The sequence below is a fragment of the Propionimicrobium sp. PCR01-08-3 genome (assembly GCF_030286045.1).
GTDB lineage: Bacteria > Actinomycetota > Actinomycetes > Propionibacteriales > Propionibacteriaceae > Brooklawnia.
In genome coordinates this window covers 1-18,419 of record NZ_CP127390.1, presented here as the reverse complement: position 1 = coordinate 18,419, position 18,419 = coordinate 1, and the positions used below count along the sequence as shown (strand labels likewise).

The window sequence follows — 18,419 nt, the reverse complement described above, 5'->3', positions numbered from 1 at the left end:
ACCGGTCGATGCGTCAAACTCCTGAGCCTGAGAGGGTCCACAAGCACAAATGAACCAGTAGCTCTCGTCCGGCTTCGCCCGATAGCATTACCGCATGACTTCGCGATCGCAGCTCGTGCTCGGCATCGACATCGGTGGATCGGGCATCAAAGGCGCACCCGTTGACCTCACGACCGGCGAGTTCGCTGCAGAGCGCATCCGAATCGCGACCCCGAAGAAGGCAACCCCCAAAGCCTGTGCCGATGTGGTGGCCAAGATAGCCGAGAAATTCTCCGACCAGTTCGGCAATGAACCGATCGGCATCGCCCTTCCGGCACCGGTCGTGCACGGCACTGTGACGATGATGGCCAACCTGCATTCTTCTTGGGAAGGTGTGAATGCAGAACAGCTCTTCACCGAGCGTCTCGGACGCAAGACCGTCCTGGTCAATGATGCGGACGCTGCAGGCCTCGCCGAAGTGTATTTCGGCGCAGCCAAAGGCCATCCCGGTCTGGTGATCATGACAACACTCGGAACCGGCATCGGCACCGCCTTGATCATGAACGGCGTCCTGGTGCCCAATACCGAACTCGGCCATATCGAGATCAACGGGCATGATGCAGAGACCAAGGCGTCCGCGCACGCCAAGGCAAACGAGCACCTCAGCTATAAGCGCTGGTCAAAGCGGCTTCAGAAGTACTACCGCCGCCTGGAGAAGTACTTCTGGCCCGATCTTTTCGTCGTCGGAGGCGGGGTCTCCCGTAGTCACGAGAAGTTTCTGCCGTTACTCGAGTTGAGCACCCCGATCGTGCCGGCCACCTTGTTCAATCGCGCCGGTATCGTCGGCGCAGCGATCGCCGCATCCGATCAGATCCCCAGCTGAGCAAGGACGAGTGAGCCCGCGTACCCGCCGCGCGCGCTCTCCTCGCCAGCGTCCCACAACTGCCCGACCCAATTGAGTAGACCGGCACAGATCGCGTCAGACCATTAAGGTTCCTAACTGACCGCTCGCACCGGGAGCGCTCCCAGATTTGCCGGGCAACCAGACTCACATACGGTCGGGAGCGATGATCCCGAGCAGATCCAGACCGGTGGCCAGCACCTGCTTCGTCGCGGCAACCAGGGCCAGCCTGGAGCTGCGCACGTCGCCGTCGCTCTTGAGCACCGGGCACTTCTCGTAGAACGCCGAGAACTTGGTGGCGAGCTCGAACAGGTACGTGCACAGTTTGTGCGGGGTCAGCTCATCGGCAACCACCTGCACCATCTCGCCGAAGCGCGTGAGCCACAAGGCGAGTTCCTGCTCGGCGGGCTCATCCAGCACCGTGATGGTGGTGGCATCAGACGACACGAGCGATCTGGCCGCGGCCTCACGCAAGATGCCGGCGCAACGCGAATGGGCGTACTGCAGATAGGGGCCTGTGTCGCCGGTGGTCTGGGTCATCCGTTCGGCATCGAACACGTAGTCCTTCTGCAGGCTGTTCGACAGGTCCGCGTACTTGATAGCGGCCAGCGCGATCTGCGGGGACGCATGCTCCTCGGCTTCGTCCAGCAGACTTTCGAGGGTGACGGTGCCGCCATCCCGAGTCTTGATCGGCGTGCCTCCCGGGCCCAGCACCATGCCGAAGCCAACGTGCTGCACCTGCACGTCATCGGGTAGGTAACCGGCCCGGCGCGCGATGGAGAAGACCAACTTGAAATGGTTCGCCTGCCGGGCGTCGGTGACGTAGACGATGCGGTCGGCGTCCAGATCGTCTATCCGATGCCTGATAGCCGCGAGATCAGTGGCGTCGTAGCCGTAGCCGCCCGCAGAGTTACGGATGATCGCAGGCGCATCGAAGCCGTCGACGAAAACCACCAACGCTCCCGAATCGTGCACCGCTATGCCACGGGATTCGAGATCATCGGCCACAGCGGCAAGCATGTCGTTGTAGGTCGACTCCCCCGCCACGTCCTTATCAGATAGCAGCACATTCATCCGCCGGTAGGTGCGGTTGAAACCTGCCAGCGAAATCGAGATGAGTTGTTGCCACTGCGCCTTGGTCTCCGGATCGCCTGATTGCAGCTTCACCACGCGTTCTCGCGCGCGCTCAGCGAACGCTTCGTCCTCGTTCAGGTGTGCGTTGGCGCGACGATAGAGCGCCTCTGCGCCGGGCAGGTCGAGGGTGTCGAGATCGAGTTTCTCATCGTTGATCTGCTCGATCAGCATGCCGAACTGGCGTCCCCAGTCACCGATGTGGTTCTGCGCGATGACGGTGTGGCCTTGCGCGCTCAACACTCGCCTGAAGCAGTCGCCGATGATGGTGGAGCGCAGGTGCCCGACGTGCATCTGCTTGGCGACATTCGGGGACGAATAGTCGATCACGATCCGCTTGGGCTCGGTGGTCTGCGCAATGCCTGCCTTGGGATCGGCGAGTTGATCGCTGACGGTGCGGGCCAGCACGTCGGAACGCAACCGGAAGTTGATGAAGCCGGGCCCGGCGATCTCGGGGGTCTCACACAGATCGTCCAGATCGAGGGCGTCGACGATGCGCTGAGCGACATCGCGCGGCTTGGCGCCTTCCTGCTTGGCCAGCCGCAGCGCGACATTCGACTGAAAGTGTCCGAATTGCGGTTTGGTGGCCGGACGCAGTTCGGGGTCTGCCCCGGCAACTGCTTGGACCCGCTGCGAGAGAAGAGACGGCAGTGAAGACATGCTGACCATTCTCTCACCTCGCACCGGTTGGGCCGGAATCGGCTCAATCAGCGATGCTTCTCGCTCTCGCTCGTTCAACAGGTTCAATCGGCTCGGAAAAGAACGCAAGCGTTCTTTTCTCTCGTCTCAATCACCTGTGTTTCTCACTCTGTTCGTCAATCGCTTTCAATCGGCTCGGCAGAAACGAGCAAGCTCGTTTCTGCTCTCGCCTCAATCAGCGATGACGGGCAAGGGCGTCCTGCACGGACGGGTCGTAGGTCAGGGTGCCGACATCGGTTTTCGTCAGGACGTCGTAGATCATCTTCATGTTGGCGGCGAGCTCGCGGCGCTTATAGCTGCGCAGGGCGTCGTTGTCTTCGCGCTCGTCATCGCCGACCCCAATCGCATCGACACCGACCATCCGGCAGGTGGCGACGGTGCGCGGAACGTGGTAGCTCTGCGAGATCACTGTCAGCTGATCGACGCCGAAAACTTCTTTCGCCCGGACGCAGGACGAATACGAGGACAGGCCTCCCTCGTCCTCAATGACGTCCAGCGGATCAACGCCGTTCTGGACGAGATAGTCGCGCATCACGGCGGGCTCGTTGTCGCTGGTGCTGCCGGTCACGATGAACACCGTGATCTTGCCCTGCTTCCATAGCTCGAGCGCCACGTCGAGCCGGGCCTGCAAGTACCCGGAAGGAGAGAGTCCGCCGATCGTTGCCGCGCCCATCACGAGGCCGACGTCGCGCGCGGGAGCCTCGTCCGCATCCGTCCAGGTGCGGTCGATCGACATGACCTGAACGGCAGCCCACGGCCCGCCCACCACGAGCAGGGCAAGAATCAGAAGTGCGACCAGCGCCCGCCCGAGTATGCGCATGAGCCCACCTTACGTGAATCGGCAAGATGGAGGCACGCCAACACAGTCGATCTGCGCCGACGTGCCCCTCGGCCAAACTCGTTGCCGACGATCAGGCCCGAGCTGCACAACTAGATGCGGTGCTCCCGGTAGAAATCGATCAGGTTCTTGGTCGAGGCATCCTGCTTGTCGAGGGCCCCATCGTCCCCGGTAACGGCGGGAGCGATCTCGAGCGCGAGCTTCTTGCCGAGCTCGACACCCCACTGATCGAACGAGTTGACGCCCCATACGGCACCTTCGACGAAGGTGATGTGCTCGTACAGCGCAATCAGCTCGCCGAGGATCCGCGGGCTGAGCTCTGGCACCATGATCGAGGTCGTCGGCTTGTTGCCCGGGAAGACCCGAGCCTCCACGATCTCCTCCGCCGTCCCTTCCGCGCGCACCTCGTCGGCCGTCTTGCCGAACGCTAGCGCGGCCGTCTGCGCGAAGAAATTCGACAAGAAGAGCGCGTGCACGTCGGTGCCGCCCTCACGAAGCGCGTGGCCCGGATTCACTGGCGCGATGAAGTCGGCCGGAATCACCTTGGTGCCCTGATGAATCAGCTGGTAGAACGCGTGCTGGCCGTTGGTGCCGGGCTCGCCCCAGAAGACCTCCCCGGTCTGCAGATTGACCGGGGACGCATCCCAGCGCGTCCGCTTGCCGTTGGATTCCATCGTCAGCTGCTGCAGATAGGCCGGGAAGCGGTGCAGATACTGCGCATAAGGCAGCACGGCATGCGACTGGGCATCGTAGAAGTTGTTGTACCAAACGTTCAGCATGCCCATCATGACCGGGAGGTTCTCGGCCAGCGGCGCGGTGCGGAAATGCTCGTCCATCGCGTGGAAACCGGCCAAGAAGCTCTGCCAGTTCTCCGGACCGATGGCGATGATGTCGGATAGCCCGACCGCCGAATCGACCGAATAGCGTCCACCGACCCAATCCCAGAAGCCAAATGCGTTCTCGGGATCGATGCCGAACTCCGCGACCTTTTCGAGATTCGTCGACACCGCGACGAAGTGGCGCTTGATGGTCTCCTCGCGCTGCGCATCATCGGTGATGACGCCCGCGGTGCTGAGCGAATTCAGCAGCCAGTTCTTCGCCATCCGGGCGTTGGTCATCGTCTCCAAAGTGGTGAAGGTCTTGGACGCGACGATGAACAGCGTGGTTTCGGGATCGGCGTCATGGGTCGTTTCATAGACGTCGGCAGGGTCGATATTGCTGATGTACCGGCACTCGATGCCATCGTGGTGGTAGGGCTTCAGTGCCTCGTAGACCATCACCGGACCAAGATCGGATCCGCCGATCCCGATGTTGATGACGGTGCGAATGGGCTTGCCGGTGACGCCTACCCACTCGCCTGAGCGGATCTTCTCGGCAAAGGCATACATCCGGTCGAGCACCTCATGCACCTGCTCGACAACGTTGACCCCGTCTACCACGACCTCGGCATCGCGAGGCTGCCGCAGCGCGGTATGTAGTACTGAGCGGTCCTCAGTAGTGTTGATCCGCTCGCCCGCGAACATCGCGTCCCGGTGCCCGGGCACGTCGACCTGCTCGGCCAGCCGGACGAGGGCATCCCTGATCTCGTCGGTCAGATAGTTCTTGGAAAGGTCGGCATAGAGATCGGCAGCGGCCAGAGACAGCCGCTGGGCGCGGCCCGGATCGTCAGCGAACCAGGCGCGGAAATCGACATTCAGGCTGCCATAGAGACTGGCGAGTTCGGCCCAAGCGGGAGTGGCAGTCGCATCAACCGGAGTACGCATGGGGCCAGCTTAGGGGTTTCACTCATATGGAGCGAGGTCCGCCCGAAAATTGCGCGCTGCTCCTCGAATATGAGGCGAGAAAGCTCATGCACCCCGCGAAACGCGAGGTGCATGAAGCAACATGCTAGTGAGGCCGCGACTAGCCGATGTGACGCATCGCGGTGGCACCGCCCATTGAGGAAATAGAAGCAATCGTCACGGTTTGTCCCGAAGTCGGCGCGTGCACAACATTCCCGCCGCCGATATACATGCCAACGTGGCTGCCACCGTAGAAGAAGACCAAATCGCCTGGCTGTAAGGCATCGGCAGAAGACACAGCGGTGCCCGCGCCCATCTGACCATAGGTATCTCTCGGAATACTGACACCCTGCTGCGCATAGGCCCACATCATCAAGCCCGAGCAGTCGAACCCGCTCGGCGTGGTACCGCCCCAAGCGTAGGGGACGCCGATCATGCTCAGTGCGGCGTCCGCGGCGGCACTACCGGTAGCAGTGGGATAAGACGTGGTCGTCGTCGTACCGCTGCTATTGCCCGAGCCGGTTGTAGAAGTGTCCTGAGTGGACTGGGTGGCCGTCTGAGCAGCAGCCGCAGCTTCGTCCGCTTCGGCCTGACGAGCAGCTTCAGCGGCCTCGGCTTGGCGCTGGGCCTCGGCCTCTGCTTCGGCAGCAGCCTTCGCGTCAACCGCGGCCTTCAGGTCGCTGCCGCGCGCGTCCGCCACCGCGTCATCGCCACGGGACGCCTGCGAGACCCGGTCCTGAGCCTCGTCCTGGGTGAGCGGGACGGCCAGGTCGCTGCTCTGCGGGTTGTAGTTGATGGTGCTTCCCGGCAACGCAGGTTCAGCAGCCGTGACAGTGCTCGAAAGATTCGGGACGATGAGGGCCGCGCTCGCGGTGGCCACCGCTGCCGCACCCATCAGGCCCCGCTGCAGCCGTGAATGCAGGCCGCGAGACTTCGGCTTGGCAGTGCTGATCGCAGCGAGCTTGCGGGTACTGGTGAGCGGCTCGTCCGGCTCGAAGCCGATCGGCGCATCAATCGCGAGCTTCGCCCGGCGGGCAGCGGAAACACTGAGCAGCGTGTCGTCCACGAGCTCCAGCCGGGGGGCCGGCATGGCGCGCTTCGCACAGGACTGCGGTATGACGTCGGTAACCTCGGAGGCGGAATCAACCGGCTCGAGAAGTGCCCTTCGTGCGCTCATTTATCAATCCTTAGTGTTGCGATGTGCCTGGGTCAGAGTACCGTGACGTGCACGTGGTCGTAGTGATTTTGGGTCACAGAGCCGCGGTCTTCCATTCCGACGAAGCCGGCGCCCGGCGCCCAACTCCCCCACATGCTCTGTTCATAGATGACGTATTCAACGTTCAGCGTGCCAGCGTTCGCCACCAGCCAGTTGGCGATCTGCCAACCGTCGGGTCCGCTGATCATGATGTCGACGGCGCGTCCCTCACCGTGGTCGTCGGCGGATGGCCGCTGGCCACCGTACGAGGTGACATTCGGGAACTGTGCGCACACCGCCTGGAAGGTCGCGTAGGCGTTGGACGTCAGCCCGAGGCGCGAGCCATCGAAGGCGCATGAACCGCCGGTGACGCCGGTCCCGGTCGCCGTGCTTGGCTGGCCTTGGGGCTGAGCTGCCTGCGCTGCCTCGTCAGCCGCTGCCTGTTCCGCTGCGGCCGCCTCTTCAGCGGCGATCCGGGCAGCTTCCGCCTCCGCGGCAGCCTTAGCCTGCGCCGCCAGATCGATGACAGATGAGCGCTCGTCCTCGGCACCCCGTGACGCCTGGGAGGCGCGTTCCTCGGCTGCGGCCTGAGTCAGGGGAATAACCAGATCGGACGATCCGGTGCTGCTGCTCGCGATGGTCCCGGTGGATAGCGCCGATTGCGCGGTGGCGGTGCTGGCCGCGGTTGGCACGATCAATACTGCGGACGCCGCGGCCACAGTTGCGACACCGAAGAGTCCGCGGCGAAGCCTGGGCGATTTGCCGGTGGACTTCGGCGAGGCCGAGGTGATCTTCGGGAGAGGACGAGTGCTGCTGAGCTCCTCGTCCGGTTCGAAGCTGATCGGGGCAGCGATCGCGCGGCGGGCGGCAAAGACGGTAACAGGCGATTCATCAATGATGTCTGCGTCTTCGATCAACCCCCTGCGTGCACCCGTGCGAACCGAAGCAAAGATGGTGGGGTCGTCGAAATCAGTGTCGAGGTCGAGGCTTGCTCGGCGTGCTGTCACTGAAAACTCCCAGCTAAATTGGCGACTTCCTGAGAAGAAGCTTAAGGATCTTCTCAGGCAAACTCAAGTCATCGCGGAAACCTGTGAAGAAAAACTCCCCGTCCGGCGTGTCGCCGCCTAAGAGGCGTCTTCAGGTATTCTCAGGGATCCTCTCTGAGGACGCAAATCGGTTGGCGTTACGATCTCGTTTGACCGGCGTCCAAACCCGCCCGGCGGTGTTCTCGTGCCGACGGTGATCACCGGTGATTGCCCGTTGACTCGTACGAGTCACCTTCTTGGCTGCCGAAGGGCGTCCACGACCGGATGGATACGTGACCGGAAGGAGCTCAGATTGCCGCGGCGGAACGCATCGGCGGTCAGCCTCTCGCCCAGGCACACGGCCACCGCGCCGGCCGCCAGCCAGGCCTTGATCTCATGCACACTGTCGGCACCGCGACTTATTAATAAGGTATCGGCGGATATCAGCTCCGCCAGTTGGCCCGGATAGTTCGCCCCGAGTGCGCCTGCCGGATTAACCTGAACCGCCGCAGTCTCGATCCGTTTCCAGAGGGCTCTGACCTCGGTGGGGGTGAGGGCGTCCGGGCATTCCGGAATCCGGGCATCGAAAAGAATGGAACTGCGGGCCGCGTCCTCACCCAGGCTGAGGGCAAAGGCCGCCTTCTCAGTTTTGGCCCACTCTGCGTCGTCCGCGGTTCGCAGATCGTGGACGCCGACCTCGATCCTTCCGCCGAAGGTGCGGCGTAACATCGCGGGAGTCAGCCGCGAGCCTGCGGGGATGCTCACCACCGGCAGCCCTTCTTCAAGCAGGATCTCGACCGGGGCGACTGCTTCGTCCAAGGTGCAGGCGGGCAACAGGACGATCGATTTGGCCTCGAGGAGCCTCGCCGGCAGCGCAACACGGGTCTGCCGCCCGTTGGCGCCAGCGGCAGAATCGACCTGGTTACTCACGCATCCCATCATGGCGCATCAGTGCACGGGCAGGTCGATTCGCGCCTCGGCGAATGCTATTGGTCACCCATGATTCCCGTTCACTGCCTATCCCCTCCGAGCACACAGGCTGCGTCTCCCACGCGCAGCCATCTTCCAGGTTGCCCTCGTGCTATTCGACTTGTCATCGCGCCCACCCGGTACCGCTCGCTACGATGCCATCGGCGGATCTGGGCTAAGGGTATTGAGAAATGCCGCGATGAACATCCAGATATCGCTCATAACAAGGCCCGTCAATTGGTCTGGCGCAGGAGTGCGCTGGGCAAACGCCCCGCGTATGTTTCGTCCGATGCGCGTGGCTTGAGCAGACGGAACCCAGAAACCTGCTTCAGATCTATTCCGGCCCCTTGGAGCCCGCTAGAAGCTGAATCCGCTCCACAAGATCACGGCGAGCAGCAGCCCGACCAGCAGGTTCACTACGGTGGCGGCCGCGAAGACCAGCACCGGTTTCCAGCCGGCCTCCTTCAGCGAGCCAAAGCTGAACTCAAGCCCGATGCTGACGAACGCCAGGATCAAGAACCAGGTGCGCAGGTCATTGGCCACCCCGATCGCGGGTTCGGCGATGGCCGGGTCGACATTGGACGCGAAGACGGTGGCCGCGATCGAGGCGATCAGAAAACCGAGCACGAACTTCGGGAAGCTGCGCCACAAGGTGCCGAGCTTGGGAATGCCCGTGTTGCCCTGTGCCCGTTCGGACTTGACCGTGAAGTACATCGTCAACGCCACAGCGACCACACCGAGCAGGGCGTTCTGAGTGACCTTGACGATGGTGGCGATCTGCAGCGGCTGCTCCCCGGCCATGGTGCCCGCGGCCGTGACAGCCGCAGTGGTATCGATATTGCCGCCGATCCACGCGCCCGTCACCGCCGGGCTGAGCCCCAGCAGACCGGACGCCCAAGGCAGCAGGAAGATCATCGGTACCGCGAAGACGATGACCAGCGAGGCGGTGTAGGCCAGCTGCTCCTTCTTGGCCTGTACGGCGCCGGCGGCGGCGACCGCGGCCGAAACGCCACAGATCGAGATGGCCGAACTCAGCAGAGCGCGCAACTTGTCGTCCAGCCCGAGAAGGCCGGAGAACCACCAGGTGAACAAGAAGACCGCAGCGATCAGCAGGAAGGCCTGCGCGATCGCGGGCAGCGCGGCCTTGGCGATCACCGCGAAGTTGATGGACGCACCGAGCAGCACCAGCCCGGTCTTGATCAGGAACTCGGTGCGGAAGGCCTTCGACATCTTCTGCCGGACGCCGAGCACGGACAAAATGGCGTTGGCTGCGAATCCGACCAGGATCGCGTAGACGGGGAATTCGATCGACTTGGCGATCTGGCCGAAACCGGTTCCCTTGGTCGCGGCGGGCACCCATTCGGTCAGGGCGTGGACGGCGATCCCGAGGGCGAGCAGCACGACCACGCCGAGGGCGGTCCAGATGATCGTCGATTTTCCAGTCGGTTGCGCAGACTCCACGTTGGCCGACTCGCTCGACGCATCCCTGCGATCATTTACAGAATCCCGGCCTTGATTGGTGGCTTCAATGAAGGAATCCGAGCGGGATCGTGGCCCGGCTCCAGCTGGCCCGGCTGAGCCATTCTCCGCATCGTCAGAAGTCAGTAGTCGTCTGTCCGAGTCGCTTGGCTGGCTCTCTCCGTTCACGGGATCAACCCCTCGGGGATCACACCGGTCAGGCACAACGTGAGCAGGATGAGGCCGATGGCGAACGCCAACCAGTCCTCGCTGATCGAGAACTTGCCGTCTGAATCGGGTGCGTGCGTACGGGGTGCGGCGGGCTTGCTGGCCACGGGGACTCCTCAATCGCAGGTGCGGTCTCCGACAATCTTATGAGTTGGTCTCACGATTGCCGCCTCGCCGGAGATGGGGCACCACGTTTGTCATCTACTGTTCATTCGTTTCGAAGTGCTCGCTGTTCACTCGTTTCGAGGTGCTGGTGTCGGTTTCTGACCCTGCTGCCCACACAATCGCCGCGCGGTCGGCAGTCACCAAGCGCTCGGTTCCTGAGCCGGCCGCCCGCCAAGTTGATACTCGACTGTTCGCCGCGTCCACACGCTTCAGTGCGCTCCAGATGCTCACGCCTATCGAATCTCCGTGCCACCAGATGCGACTGGCGCCCACTCAAGCGCGCGACGGCCGCACCAAGTCGCCGCGAAACCGTGACAGAATCGTCCATATGCCCGAGCAACCAAGCCTTTCCCGACTCTTGGACGAACTGGGCCCCCGACCCGATCCGGACGATATCTACGAGAGTTTCGAGAACTGGGTCGCGGCGCAGGGAATGCAGATGTACCCGCACCAGGCGGAGGCGCTGCTGGCGACGGTGGCCGGCGCGAATACCATCATCACCACCCCAACAGGTTCCGGAAAGTCGCTGATCGCGACCGCCGCGCATGTCGCTACCTTGGCCAACCGCGGCCGCGTCTACTACACGGCACCGATCAAGGCGCTTGTCAGCGAGAAGTTCTTCAGCTGGGTCGACGACTTCGGGCCCGATCTGGTGGGCATGGTCACCGGGGACGCCTCGGTAAACCCGGACGCTCCGATCATCTGCTGCACCGCCGAGATCCTGGCGAACATCGCGTTGCGCGAAGGCCGCGAGGCCGACGTGCAGATGGTGGTCGCCGACGAATACCACTTCATCGCCGACCCCGATCGCGGCTGGGCCTGGCAGGTGGCGACCTCCGAGTTGCCGCAAGCGCAGTTCATGATCATGAGCGCCACCCTCGGCGACGTCACCGATCTCGCCCGGAAGCTCTCGGAGCGAACCGGACGAGACACCGAGGTCATCGCGCAAGCCGAGCGTCCAGTGCCATTGGTTTTCAAATGGTCACTGCAGCCGTTGACCGAGACGCTCACCGAGCTCGTGCACACCGGCAGCGCACCTATCTATCTGGTGCATCCGAGTCAGGCGGCGGCGACCGAGCAGGCGCAGGGCCTGATGAGCATGAAACTCGTCGACACCGCGGGCAGGCACGCCATCGTGGAGGCCATCGGCGGGTTCCGGTTCGCCCGTGGGTTCGGGGCGACGTTGTCGCGGATGCTGCGCTCGGGTATCGGCGTCCATCACGCGGGAATGCTGCCGAAATACCGGCGGCTGGTGGAGACGCTCACCCAGCAGGGGTTGCTGAAGGCGATCTGCGGCACCGACACGCTCGGGGTCGGCATCAATGTGCCGATCCGCACGGTGGTGTTCACCACGCTCACGAAGTTCGACGGCAGACGGCAGCGGGTGCTGCGGGCCAGGGAATTCCACCAGATCGCCGGGCGGGCCGGGCGTCCGGGATTCGACCCGGTCGGCAACGTCGTGGTGCAGGCCCCCGAGTACCAGATCGAGAACGCCCGGCTGATGGCCAAATTCGCCGGCGATGAGAAAAAGCTCAAGACGGTTCACCGCAAGAAACCCGCCCCCGGCGAGGTCAATTACACCGAGGCCACCTTCGAGAAGCTCGTTGCCTCCACCCCGGAGACTTTGCATGCGCATCTCGAGGTCACCCATTCGATGCTGCTCAATCTGCTGCACCGCGACGAGGAGACCGGCCAGGCGCTGGCCCGGATCGTCCGTGAGGCGGTGCCGTCTGCTGAGCAGCAGCGCAAGCAGTTACGGCGGGCGGTGGCTCTGGGCAGGTCACTGTTGGAGGCGGGGGTGGTCGTCCGAAGGGCCGAGCCGACCACGGGCGGCCGCCGCTACGATCTGGCACCTGGCTTGCAGGATGACTTCGCGTTGAACCAACCGTTGAGCGCGTTCGCGATGGCCGCGTTGGAGATGCTCGACGAGGATGCCGGCGATTACGCGCTCGATGTGGTGAGCGTGATCGAGGCCACGCTCGAGGATCCGATGGCGATCTTGATCGCGCAGGAGAAGAAGGTCAAGGGCGAGACGATCGCGGAGCTGAAGGCCGAGGGCTACGAGTACGAGCAGCGGCAGGCGATCCTCGACGAGGTGAGCTGGCCGAAGCCCCTGGACGCCGAGTTGGGCGCCGTGCATCAAGCGATGGCGAAGACTCATCCGTGGCTGGTCGAGCATCCACTGCGGCCCAAGTCGATCGTGCGCGATATGACCGAGCGCGCCATGACCTTCACCGAGTATGTGGCCTTCTACAAGCTGCAACGCAGCGAGGGTCTGGTGCTGCGCTATCTCTCGGACGCCTGGCGGGCGCTGCGGCAGACGGTTCCGGCCTCGTTTCACAGCGAGGAATTGGACGACCTGATCGCCTGGCTGGGTGAGGTGATTCGAGGCACCGATTCGAGCCTGGTGGACGAATGGGAGGCGCTGGCCAACCCTGCCGACGCCGAGGCACGCGAACAGCTGGTTGCGGAGCGGCCGCGTCCATTGACCGGGAACCTGCGGGCCTTCACGGCGCTGGTGCGCAATGCGATGTTCCGCCGGGTGCTGCTGGCCGCGGACGACGACGTGGACGGGCTTGCGGCGCTGGACACAGACGACCCCGATGTGACGTTCACGGCCGATGACTGGGACGATGCGCTCGGCGAATACTGGGATGAGCACGACGACATGCGCACCGGCGCCGATGCCCGGTCGCCGCAGCTGTTCCTCATCGCGGGTCGGGACACCAGGCGCTGGCAGGTGCGCCAGATCATCGATGACCCGGATGAGAATCATGACTGGCAGATCCGCGCGGAGGTTGATTTGGACGCCAGCGACGAGTCTGGGGAGCTGGCCCTGCACATCGTGAGCTTCGGACGCGTCGATGGGCCCTCGGATGGGCCGCTAAGTTTCCCGATCGAGGCCTGACAGGGCAGCTCGCCGATTGGTTTTGCGGGATTGTGAGTGATTTGGAGCGTCTCACACATCAAATCACTCACAATTCCGGCGCTACATTGAATCGTGTTTGATGGCAACCGCTCGTTGATGGGGCATTGATCGCCCCAGGATCTCGCTAACCCCGTGCTTGACGACGGAGTTACCCCGCTGTAGATGGGAAGCACACGGATGACACGTGGCCACAAATCGATGCTTTGGCCAAGCCCTCCCGTGCCAATCAGAAGGATTGTGAGTGATTTCGAGTGTCTCATACACCAAATCACTCACAATCCCGCGCCCAGCCTCGAACCCGGCTAATTGCGCCACGCTTTCCCTAACATCTCCGGATCGGACTCAAGTTATCCACACAAATCCGGATTAGGTTGCGTAAATCGCAGACTAATCCACACTGTGGGCATGAGCATCCGTCGTCGTCTGCCAGATGCATTACAGGAACTGGCTCGCGCCCAAGCAGGTGTGCTCACGCGGGAACAAGTGCTGAGTTGTGACGTATCCGCTACGCGAATCAAATGGCTGCTGGATGCCGGGATGTGGACACGGCTGAGCACAGGCATATACCTAACCCACGTCCTTCAACCGGATTGGCGCTCCCTGGCTTGGGCGGGAGTGTTCATGGGCGGACACGATTCAGCGGTCAGTGGGCGGGCCGCGTTGAAGCTACATGGCCTTGTCGATAAGGAACCAACGCCCATTGCTGTTCTTCATCCGTATTCTTCCAACCCACGCCCCGACTCGGGATGGTGGACGTTTACCCGCACCCGTGTGCCTTTTCGCACGACAGGCGAGTTACCGAGGGTCAGGGTGGAGCGGGCGGTTCTCGACCTATGCGCGGAAGAACCCGGTCGGGCGGTTCATTGGGTAACTCAGGCAATCGGCGGGCGGCGTACAACCGCCAAGGCCTTGCACTCAGCGCTCGACGAGATGCCGCGGCACCCGATTCGCAAAGAGTTGGAACTCCTACTCACCGACGCAGGTCAGGGTGCCGAAAGCCCGCTGGAGCTGGTTTATCTCCGTGATGTCGAGCGTGCCCACGGCATCACACCCGGCAAACGTCAATTCCGAAGTGGCGGTTACCGCTGCGATGTCAGATATGGCGAAGGGCTCATCGTCGAGCTCGATGGGCGCCGGGGACACGAAGGAGTCGGGTCCTTCCGAGACATGGATCGAGACAATTACCACATGGTTCGCGGCGCAGTGACTCTGCGATATGGCTGGCAACAATGCATCGAGCACCCATGTGCTGTGGCAACGCAGGTAGCTGAAGTGCGTCAGCAATTGGGATGGCGCGGCATGCCAAGAAAATGCACCAACTGCCGGCGGGTGATGTGAGGATGCGACTCGCGCACGACAGCGCCATAGCGGGCGGCCCGTTCCAGTTCGGGCCCAGGAGAACGTCATCCACATGACGACGCCTCCCGATTCTGCGTTCGTTCGGAGGCCTCGAACGTCCCAGCGATGTAGCAGCGCAGGTGGTCGAGGTGCGCGGGTCTCTTGGCTGGGGCCGGGTTTCCTAAGAATTGCTCCGGATATCGACGGACGGTCTGGCTCGATGACTGACGCCACTGATCCGCATATGGACCTGCCTGCGCTACGCAACCGGCTCTGCCCTGTTATTGGGTTCGGTTTTACACACTATGGCTGTAAAAGTGAACCCAATAACAGTTTTGGTGCCCATATAGACCTGCTACTCCACGCGAGCGGCCCCCCGGCTGTGAGGGCCCTATGGACGATGCGTCATCTCCCACAGCCTCGCTCCTCGATTGAGATGCATCCAAGAATGATCGCCAGAGAAGCCTGGCGGTGTTTCACCTTGCTGAGTGCGGAGCATTTTCTGGTCCATCTCGTTGACGCTCTCGATTTGTGGGTTCCCCGCGCTCGTGTGCTAAGCTTCCCAAGCTGGTTCCGCAAGGGATCAGGATGCGCGAGTGGCGGAATGGCAGACGCGCTGGCTTCAGGTGCCAGTGCCCGAATAGGGCGTGGAGGTTCAACTCCTCTCTCGCGCACATCACAGAACCCGGTGTTACTACGTACGACACCTAGTGAAAGCGGGTTTCTTCGTATCGGGACGTCTCCAGGAGTAGCCAGAGATAGGCCCAAATCTCGCGTCGTAGGCCCAAAACCAGCCCCAGAAAGTCTGGGCTTCACGGAGGCGTCGCGATACCCGGGAGTCTCACTAGTGGGCGTTCGGCCGGATTGAAGCCCGCCATTGAGGTTGCCGGTACGCAAACTCAGACATTCCCGCGACCCTTGCCGCAATCAAGAGGGTCGTCGAACGCTCCGAATAGCAGCCGCGCACCAGTTGCCCCAGCCGACTCGTCTGCCTGGAGCCCGGGATAAAATGCCCGCGAGCACGTGTCGGGTAGTCGTCCTTCTCATCGCTTCGACCGAACGAATGCAGACCCACGACCATGGCAGGAGTGGCATTGGCGAAGACCCTGCATGAAGTACCGCGGTGCCCGGTGGGGTGACACCGAGCACCGCGGTCAGGTGGGGTGGGTTGGCACTGCTATGCCGCCTCTCGGGGAACAATGTCCCAAAGGTGGCCGGGAGCATCGAACATGGTCCGCCATGCCCCGGGGACCGGCATCCAAGAGACGACCGTAGGCATCCACCGGGCCGACTATGCTGCCTGCCCGCGAAAGAGGTCCCAAAGATGGTGCATGTGTTCGAGCGTGACCGGTTACGCCGCTGCCCGCGGATGGCGTCCCAAAAAGAGCCGACGCGTCGAGCCTGGTGCTGTTATGCCGCCACTTCGCGAGAGGAAGTCCTAAAGCTGGCCGCCCCGCTCGCCGTCCGGTTATGCTGCCGCCTCAGACGTAGCACCGGAAGTCAGGCCCTTGATGCCTCGGGAGGCCGTCAGTACCGACTTGTCCTTGGTGGCCCGGGTCACGTTGGCCACCTGCTGGGCGCCCTCGACCGTCGAACGCTGGGTGTCGCGGTCGATCAGGGCCTTGAGAGCCCGCACGCAGTCGGCGCTGTTCGATGCGATCCGGTCCGCCAACTCACGAGCCTTGGCGAGGGCCTGCCCATCCGGCACGACCTCACTCACCAGCCCTGCGGCCAGCGCCCTCTCCGCCGGGTAGAAGCGGGACGTCAGCAGCAAATCGGTCACCACCTTGGTCGGCACCCGGGTGGTCAGCAGAGTGGCACCACCTCCGGTCACCCCGATACTCGCCTCCGGGTAGGCGAACTGCGCGCTCTGCCCCGCCACCGCAATGTCCGAGGTCTGGCTGAGCACGAATCCCGCGCCCACCGCGTATCCCTCGATCGCCGCAATCACCGGCTTGGTCAGCTTCACCCCGAAGTTCGGGTAGGCGGGGCCGTCGTCCAGCGGTGGGTTGTTGAAATCTGCGCCCGCACAAAATGCCTTGTCACCAGCACCCGAAATGATCAAAACCCGCCACGGGCCCTGCTCGAACCGTTCGTACAACTCACCCAGGGCATATGCCGTCTCCTGATTCAGCGCGTTGCGCTTGGCCGGACGATTGATCACTGCCTCCAGCACCAGGCCACGCTCGGCTACCAGGACGACGGGTTCAGCCTCCACATTCGCGTTCACGATGCTCGCCTTTCGGTTTCTGCGATTTCTTCTTCTGATGCTGTGATGTCCCGCGGCAAGGTGGATGGCTCTCCACCAGCACGGGCTGACTCGGATTCGCCCCATCGGCTGCCGGCTTCCGACGTCTCGCGCGGATCGGGTCTTGTGCTGAGCGACACAGATGCCTCCGAACCGAGACCGCCGCCTGCAAATGAGGTGGGAAGAGATGCGTCGGCAAGATCGGCGCCGTTTTCGACATCTTGAGCGTCTGCACTGTCGGCATCGGTGGCAGCCGAAGAAAACGACGTACCGTAACCGCGATGGTCCAGCCCCTGTTGTATTGGGTCCCCATCAGCTCTCGGCAGGTCCGCAACGTGTTGGGTGCCTGTATCAGCAGCGGACTGCGAGCCCCTGGTTCCCCACTCGCCGCGGGCCACCTCGGCCCGGACGATGTCGCCGTCCGCACCCAAGACCGGGGGCGCCGCCGACTTGCGGGGCCGATCGTCCCCTATCACGCGGTAGGGCGCATTAAAGACCTGGTACTGCGTCCCATTGGCGCGCGTGGCCACCGCCAACTGGCCGGATTCTTGCAGCAGGCCACCATCGAAGATGTCCTGGTAGCTGCCCACGACTCCGTGCGGAATCCGGATACCGTCGAACGCCTCGGACGCTTCGGCGACCGTCCAGCCCAACCGCTCCAGCGCGTCCTGAATCAGGCCGTGCAATTCAACCTGATTCGCCAGGCGCACCTCGTTGTTCACGAATCGCGGGTCGGCCACGAGCGCGTCCAAGCCGAGCAATCCGCACAACGCTTCCCAGTGCGGCGGCAGATAAGCCGACATGATCACGGTGCCGTCGGCCACCTTCAGAATCTCCGCCGCCGGGGCGACCGATGGCTCCAGGTTGCCGATCGGGTCGGGGCTCACACCCGACTGTAAGAAGTCGGCCCAGTAGGTTTGCTGCAGGTGCAGGCCGCCCTCGAAGAGTGACACTTCCACCTCTGAACCCTCCCCGGTGCGCAGCCGCTTGATCACGGCCGCCAGCACGGCCTGCAACAGGGCATCGCCGGTCACTGTGTCCACCGGCGAATACGGCAGCTTCAACGGCCCGGACTCCGCCGTCCCGTTCACCCAGAGCATGCCGGATTCGGCCTGGCCGATACCGTCAAACCCCTTGTCATGGGCCCTTCGGGTGTTGGACGGGAAGCCCCGCACCGATCCGTAGATGATCTGGGGATTCGCCGCTCGCACGCTCGCCCCGTCCAACCCGTGCCTGGCCAGGGACGCAGCAGACATGTTGTGGATCACGATGTCGGCGCCACTCGCCAGCGAGAAGGCGAGCGCCTCGTCGTCCGGGTCATTCAGATCGAGGACGATCGACCGCTTGCCCCGGTTGTAGGTCTCGAAGATCGCCGACCCCGCCCGGCCTTCCGGACGCGTCGGATCGCCGGCGGGCGGCTCGATCTTCGTCACCTCGGCACCGAGTTCGGCGAGCCGCTGGCCGACGCTCGGCGCCGCGATGAAGTGGCTGAACTCGACCACCCTGAATCCTGCCAAAGGGCCTGTGCCGTTCAT

Annotated in this window: 13 protein-coding genes and 1 tRNA gene; 4 read left to right on the top strand and 10 right to left on the bottom strand. The window is 63.2% G+C overall.

Features of this window, described 5'->3' with window-relative positions:
- Positions 1 to 94 precede the first annotated feature (94 nt).
- Positions 95 to 862 carry a polyphosphate--glucose phosphotransferase gene (gene ppgK / locus QQ658_RS00070; RefSeq protein WP_286025657.1) on the top strand — a complete coding sequence of 256 codons (768 nt, stop codon included), beginning with the start codon at positions 95 to 97 and terminating at the stop codon, positions 860 to 862.
- Positions 863 to 1,027: 165 nt separating this feature from the next.
- On the opposite strand, the gene argS is transcribed toward ppgK, so the two are convergent.
- The 8 genes from argS to QQ658_RS00030 all read right to left on the bottom strand — a co-directional run bounded on the left by argS (position 1,028) and on the right by QQ658_RS00030 (position 10,311).
- Positions 1,028 to 2,671 (bottom strand): arginine--tRNA ligase, encoded by a 1,644-nt coding sequence (gene argS / locus QQ658_RS00065; protein WP_286025656.1) that lies wholly within the window; start codon positions 2,669 to 2,671, stop codon positions 1,028 to 1,030.
- 214 nt (positions 2,672 to 2,885) lie between these two features.
- Complete coding sequence (locus QQ658_RS00060; RefSeq protein ID WP_286025655.1) at positions 2,886 to 3,530, bottom strand: SanA/YdcF family protein; 645 nt, start codon at positions 3,528 to 3,530, stop codon at positions 2,886 to 2,888.
- Between the two features lie 110 nt (positions 3,531 to 3,640).
- Entirely contained in the window at positions 3,641 to 5,311 is a 1,671-nt protein-coding gene (gene pgi / locus QQ658_RS00055; RefSeq protein ID WP_286025654.1) for a glucose-6-phosphate isomerase, read from the bottom strand.
- A 139-nt stretch (positions 5,312 to 5,450) separates the two neighbouring features.
- The gene (locus tag QQ658_RS00050; RefSeq protein WP_286025653.1) at positions 5,451 to 6,506 is read right to left on the bottom strand and encodes a C40 family peptidase; all 1,056 of its coding nucleotides are present in this window, start codon (positions 6,504 to 6,506) and stop codon (positions 5,451 to 5,453) included.
- 32 nt (positions 6,507 to 6,538) lie between these two features.
- Positions 6,539 to 7,531, bottom strand: a complete 993-nt coding sequence (locus QQ658_RS00045; RefSeq protein WP_286025652.1) for a VldE C-terminal domain-containing protein — start codon at positions 7,529 to 7,531, stop codon at positions 6,539 to 6,541.
- A gap of 267 nt (positions 7,532 to 7,798) precedes the next feature.
- A complete protein-coding gene (locus QQ658_RS00040; protein ID WP_286025651.1) occupies positions 7,799 to 8,479 on the bottom strand; it encodes a beta/alpha barrel domain-containing protein in 681 nt (226 codons plus the stop codon).
- A gap of 396 nt (positions 8,480 to 8,875) precedes the next feature.
- Positions 8,876 to 9,979 carry a YeiH family protein gene (locus QQ658_RS00035; RefSeq protein WP_286025650.1) on the bottom strand — a complete coding sequence of 368 codons (1,104 nt, stop codon included), beginning with the start codon at positions 9,977 to 9,979 and terminating at the stop codon, positions 8,876 to 8,878.
- A gap of 182 nt (positions 9,980 to 10,161) precedes the next feature.
- A complete protein-coding gene (locus tag QQ658_RS00030; protein WP_286025649.1) occupies positions 10,162 to 10,311 on the bottom strand; it encodes a hypothetical protein in 150 nt (49 codons plus the stop codon).
- 386 nt (positions 10,312 to 10,697) lie between these two features.
- Here QQ658_RS00030 and QQ658_RS00025 point away from each other — a divergent pair, with 386 nt between their 5' ends.
- From QQ658_RS00025 to QQ658_RS00015, 3 genes are all read left to right on the top strand, one after another.
- Positions 10,698 to 13,277 (top strand): DEAD/DEAH box helicase, encoded by a 2,580-nt coding sequence (locus tag QQ658_RS00025; protein ID WP_286025648.1) that lies wholly within the window; start codon positions 10,698 to 10,700, stop codon positions 13,275 to 13,277.
- Positions 13,278 to 13,703: 426 nt separating this feature from the next.
- Positions 13,704 to 14,636: a type IV toxin-antitoxin system AbiEi family antitoxin domain-containing protein gene (locus QQ658_RS00020; protein WP_286025647.1), complete on the top strand. Its 933-nt coding sequence runs from the start codon at positions 13,704 to 13,706 to the stop codon at positions 14,634 to 14,636.
- Positions 14,637 to 15,226: 590 nt separating this feature from the next.
- Positions 15,227 to 15,310 (top strand) — tRNA-Leu (locus QQ658_RS00015).
- 794 nt (positions 15,311 to 16,104) lie between these two features.
- On the opposite strand, the gene QQ658_RS00010 is transcribed toward QQ658_RS00015, so the two are convergent.
- Both QQ658_RS00010 and QQ658_RS00005 read right to left on the bottom strand, forming a co-directional pair.
- Complete coding sequence (locus QQ658_RS00010) at positions 16,105 to 16,866, bottom strand: enoyl-CoA hydratase/isomerase family protein (RefSeq protein WP_286025646.1); 762 nt, start codon at positions 16,864 to 16,866, stop codon at positions 16,105 to 16,107.
- A complete protein-coding gene (locus QQ658_RS00005; protein ID WP_286025645.1) occupies positions 16,863 to 18,419 on the bottom strand; it encodes a CaiB/BaiF CoA transferase family protein in 1,557 nt (518 codons plus the stop codon). Before QQ658_RS00005 ends, QQ658_RS00010 begins: the two co-directional genes overlap by 4 nt.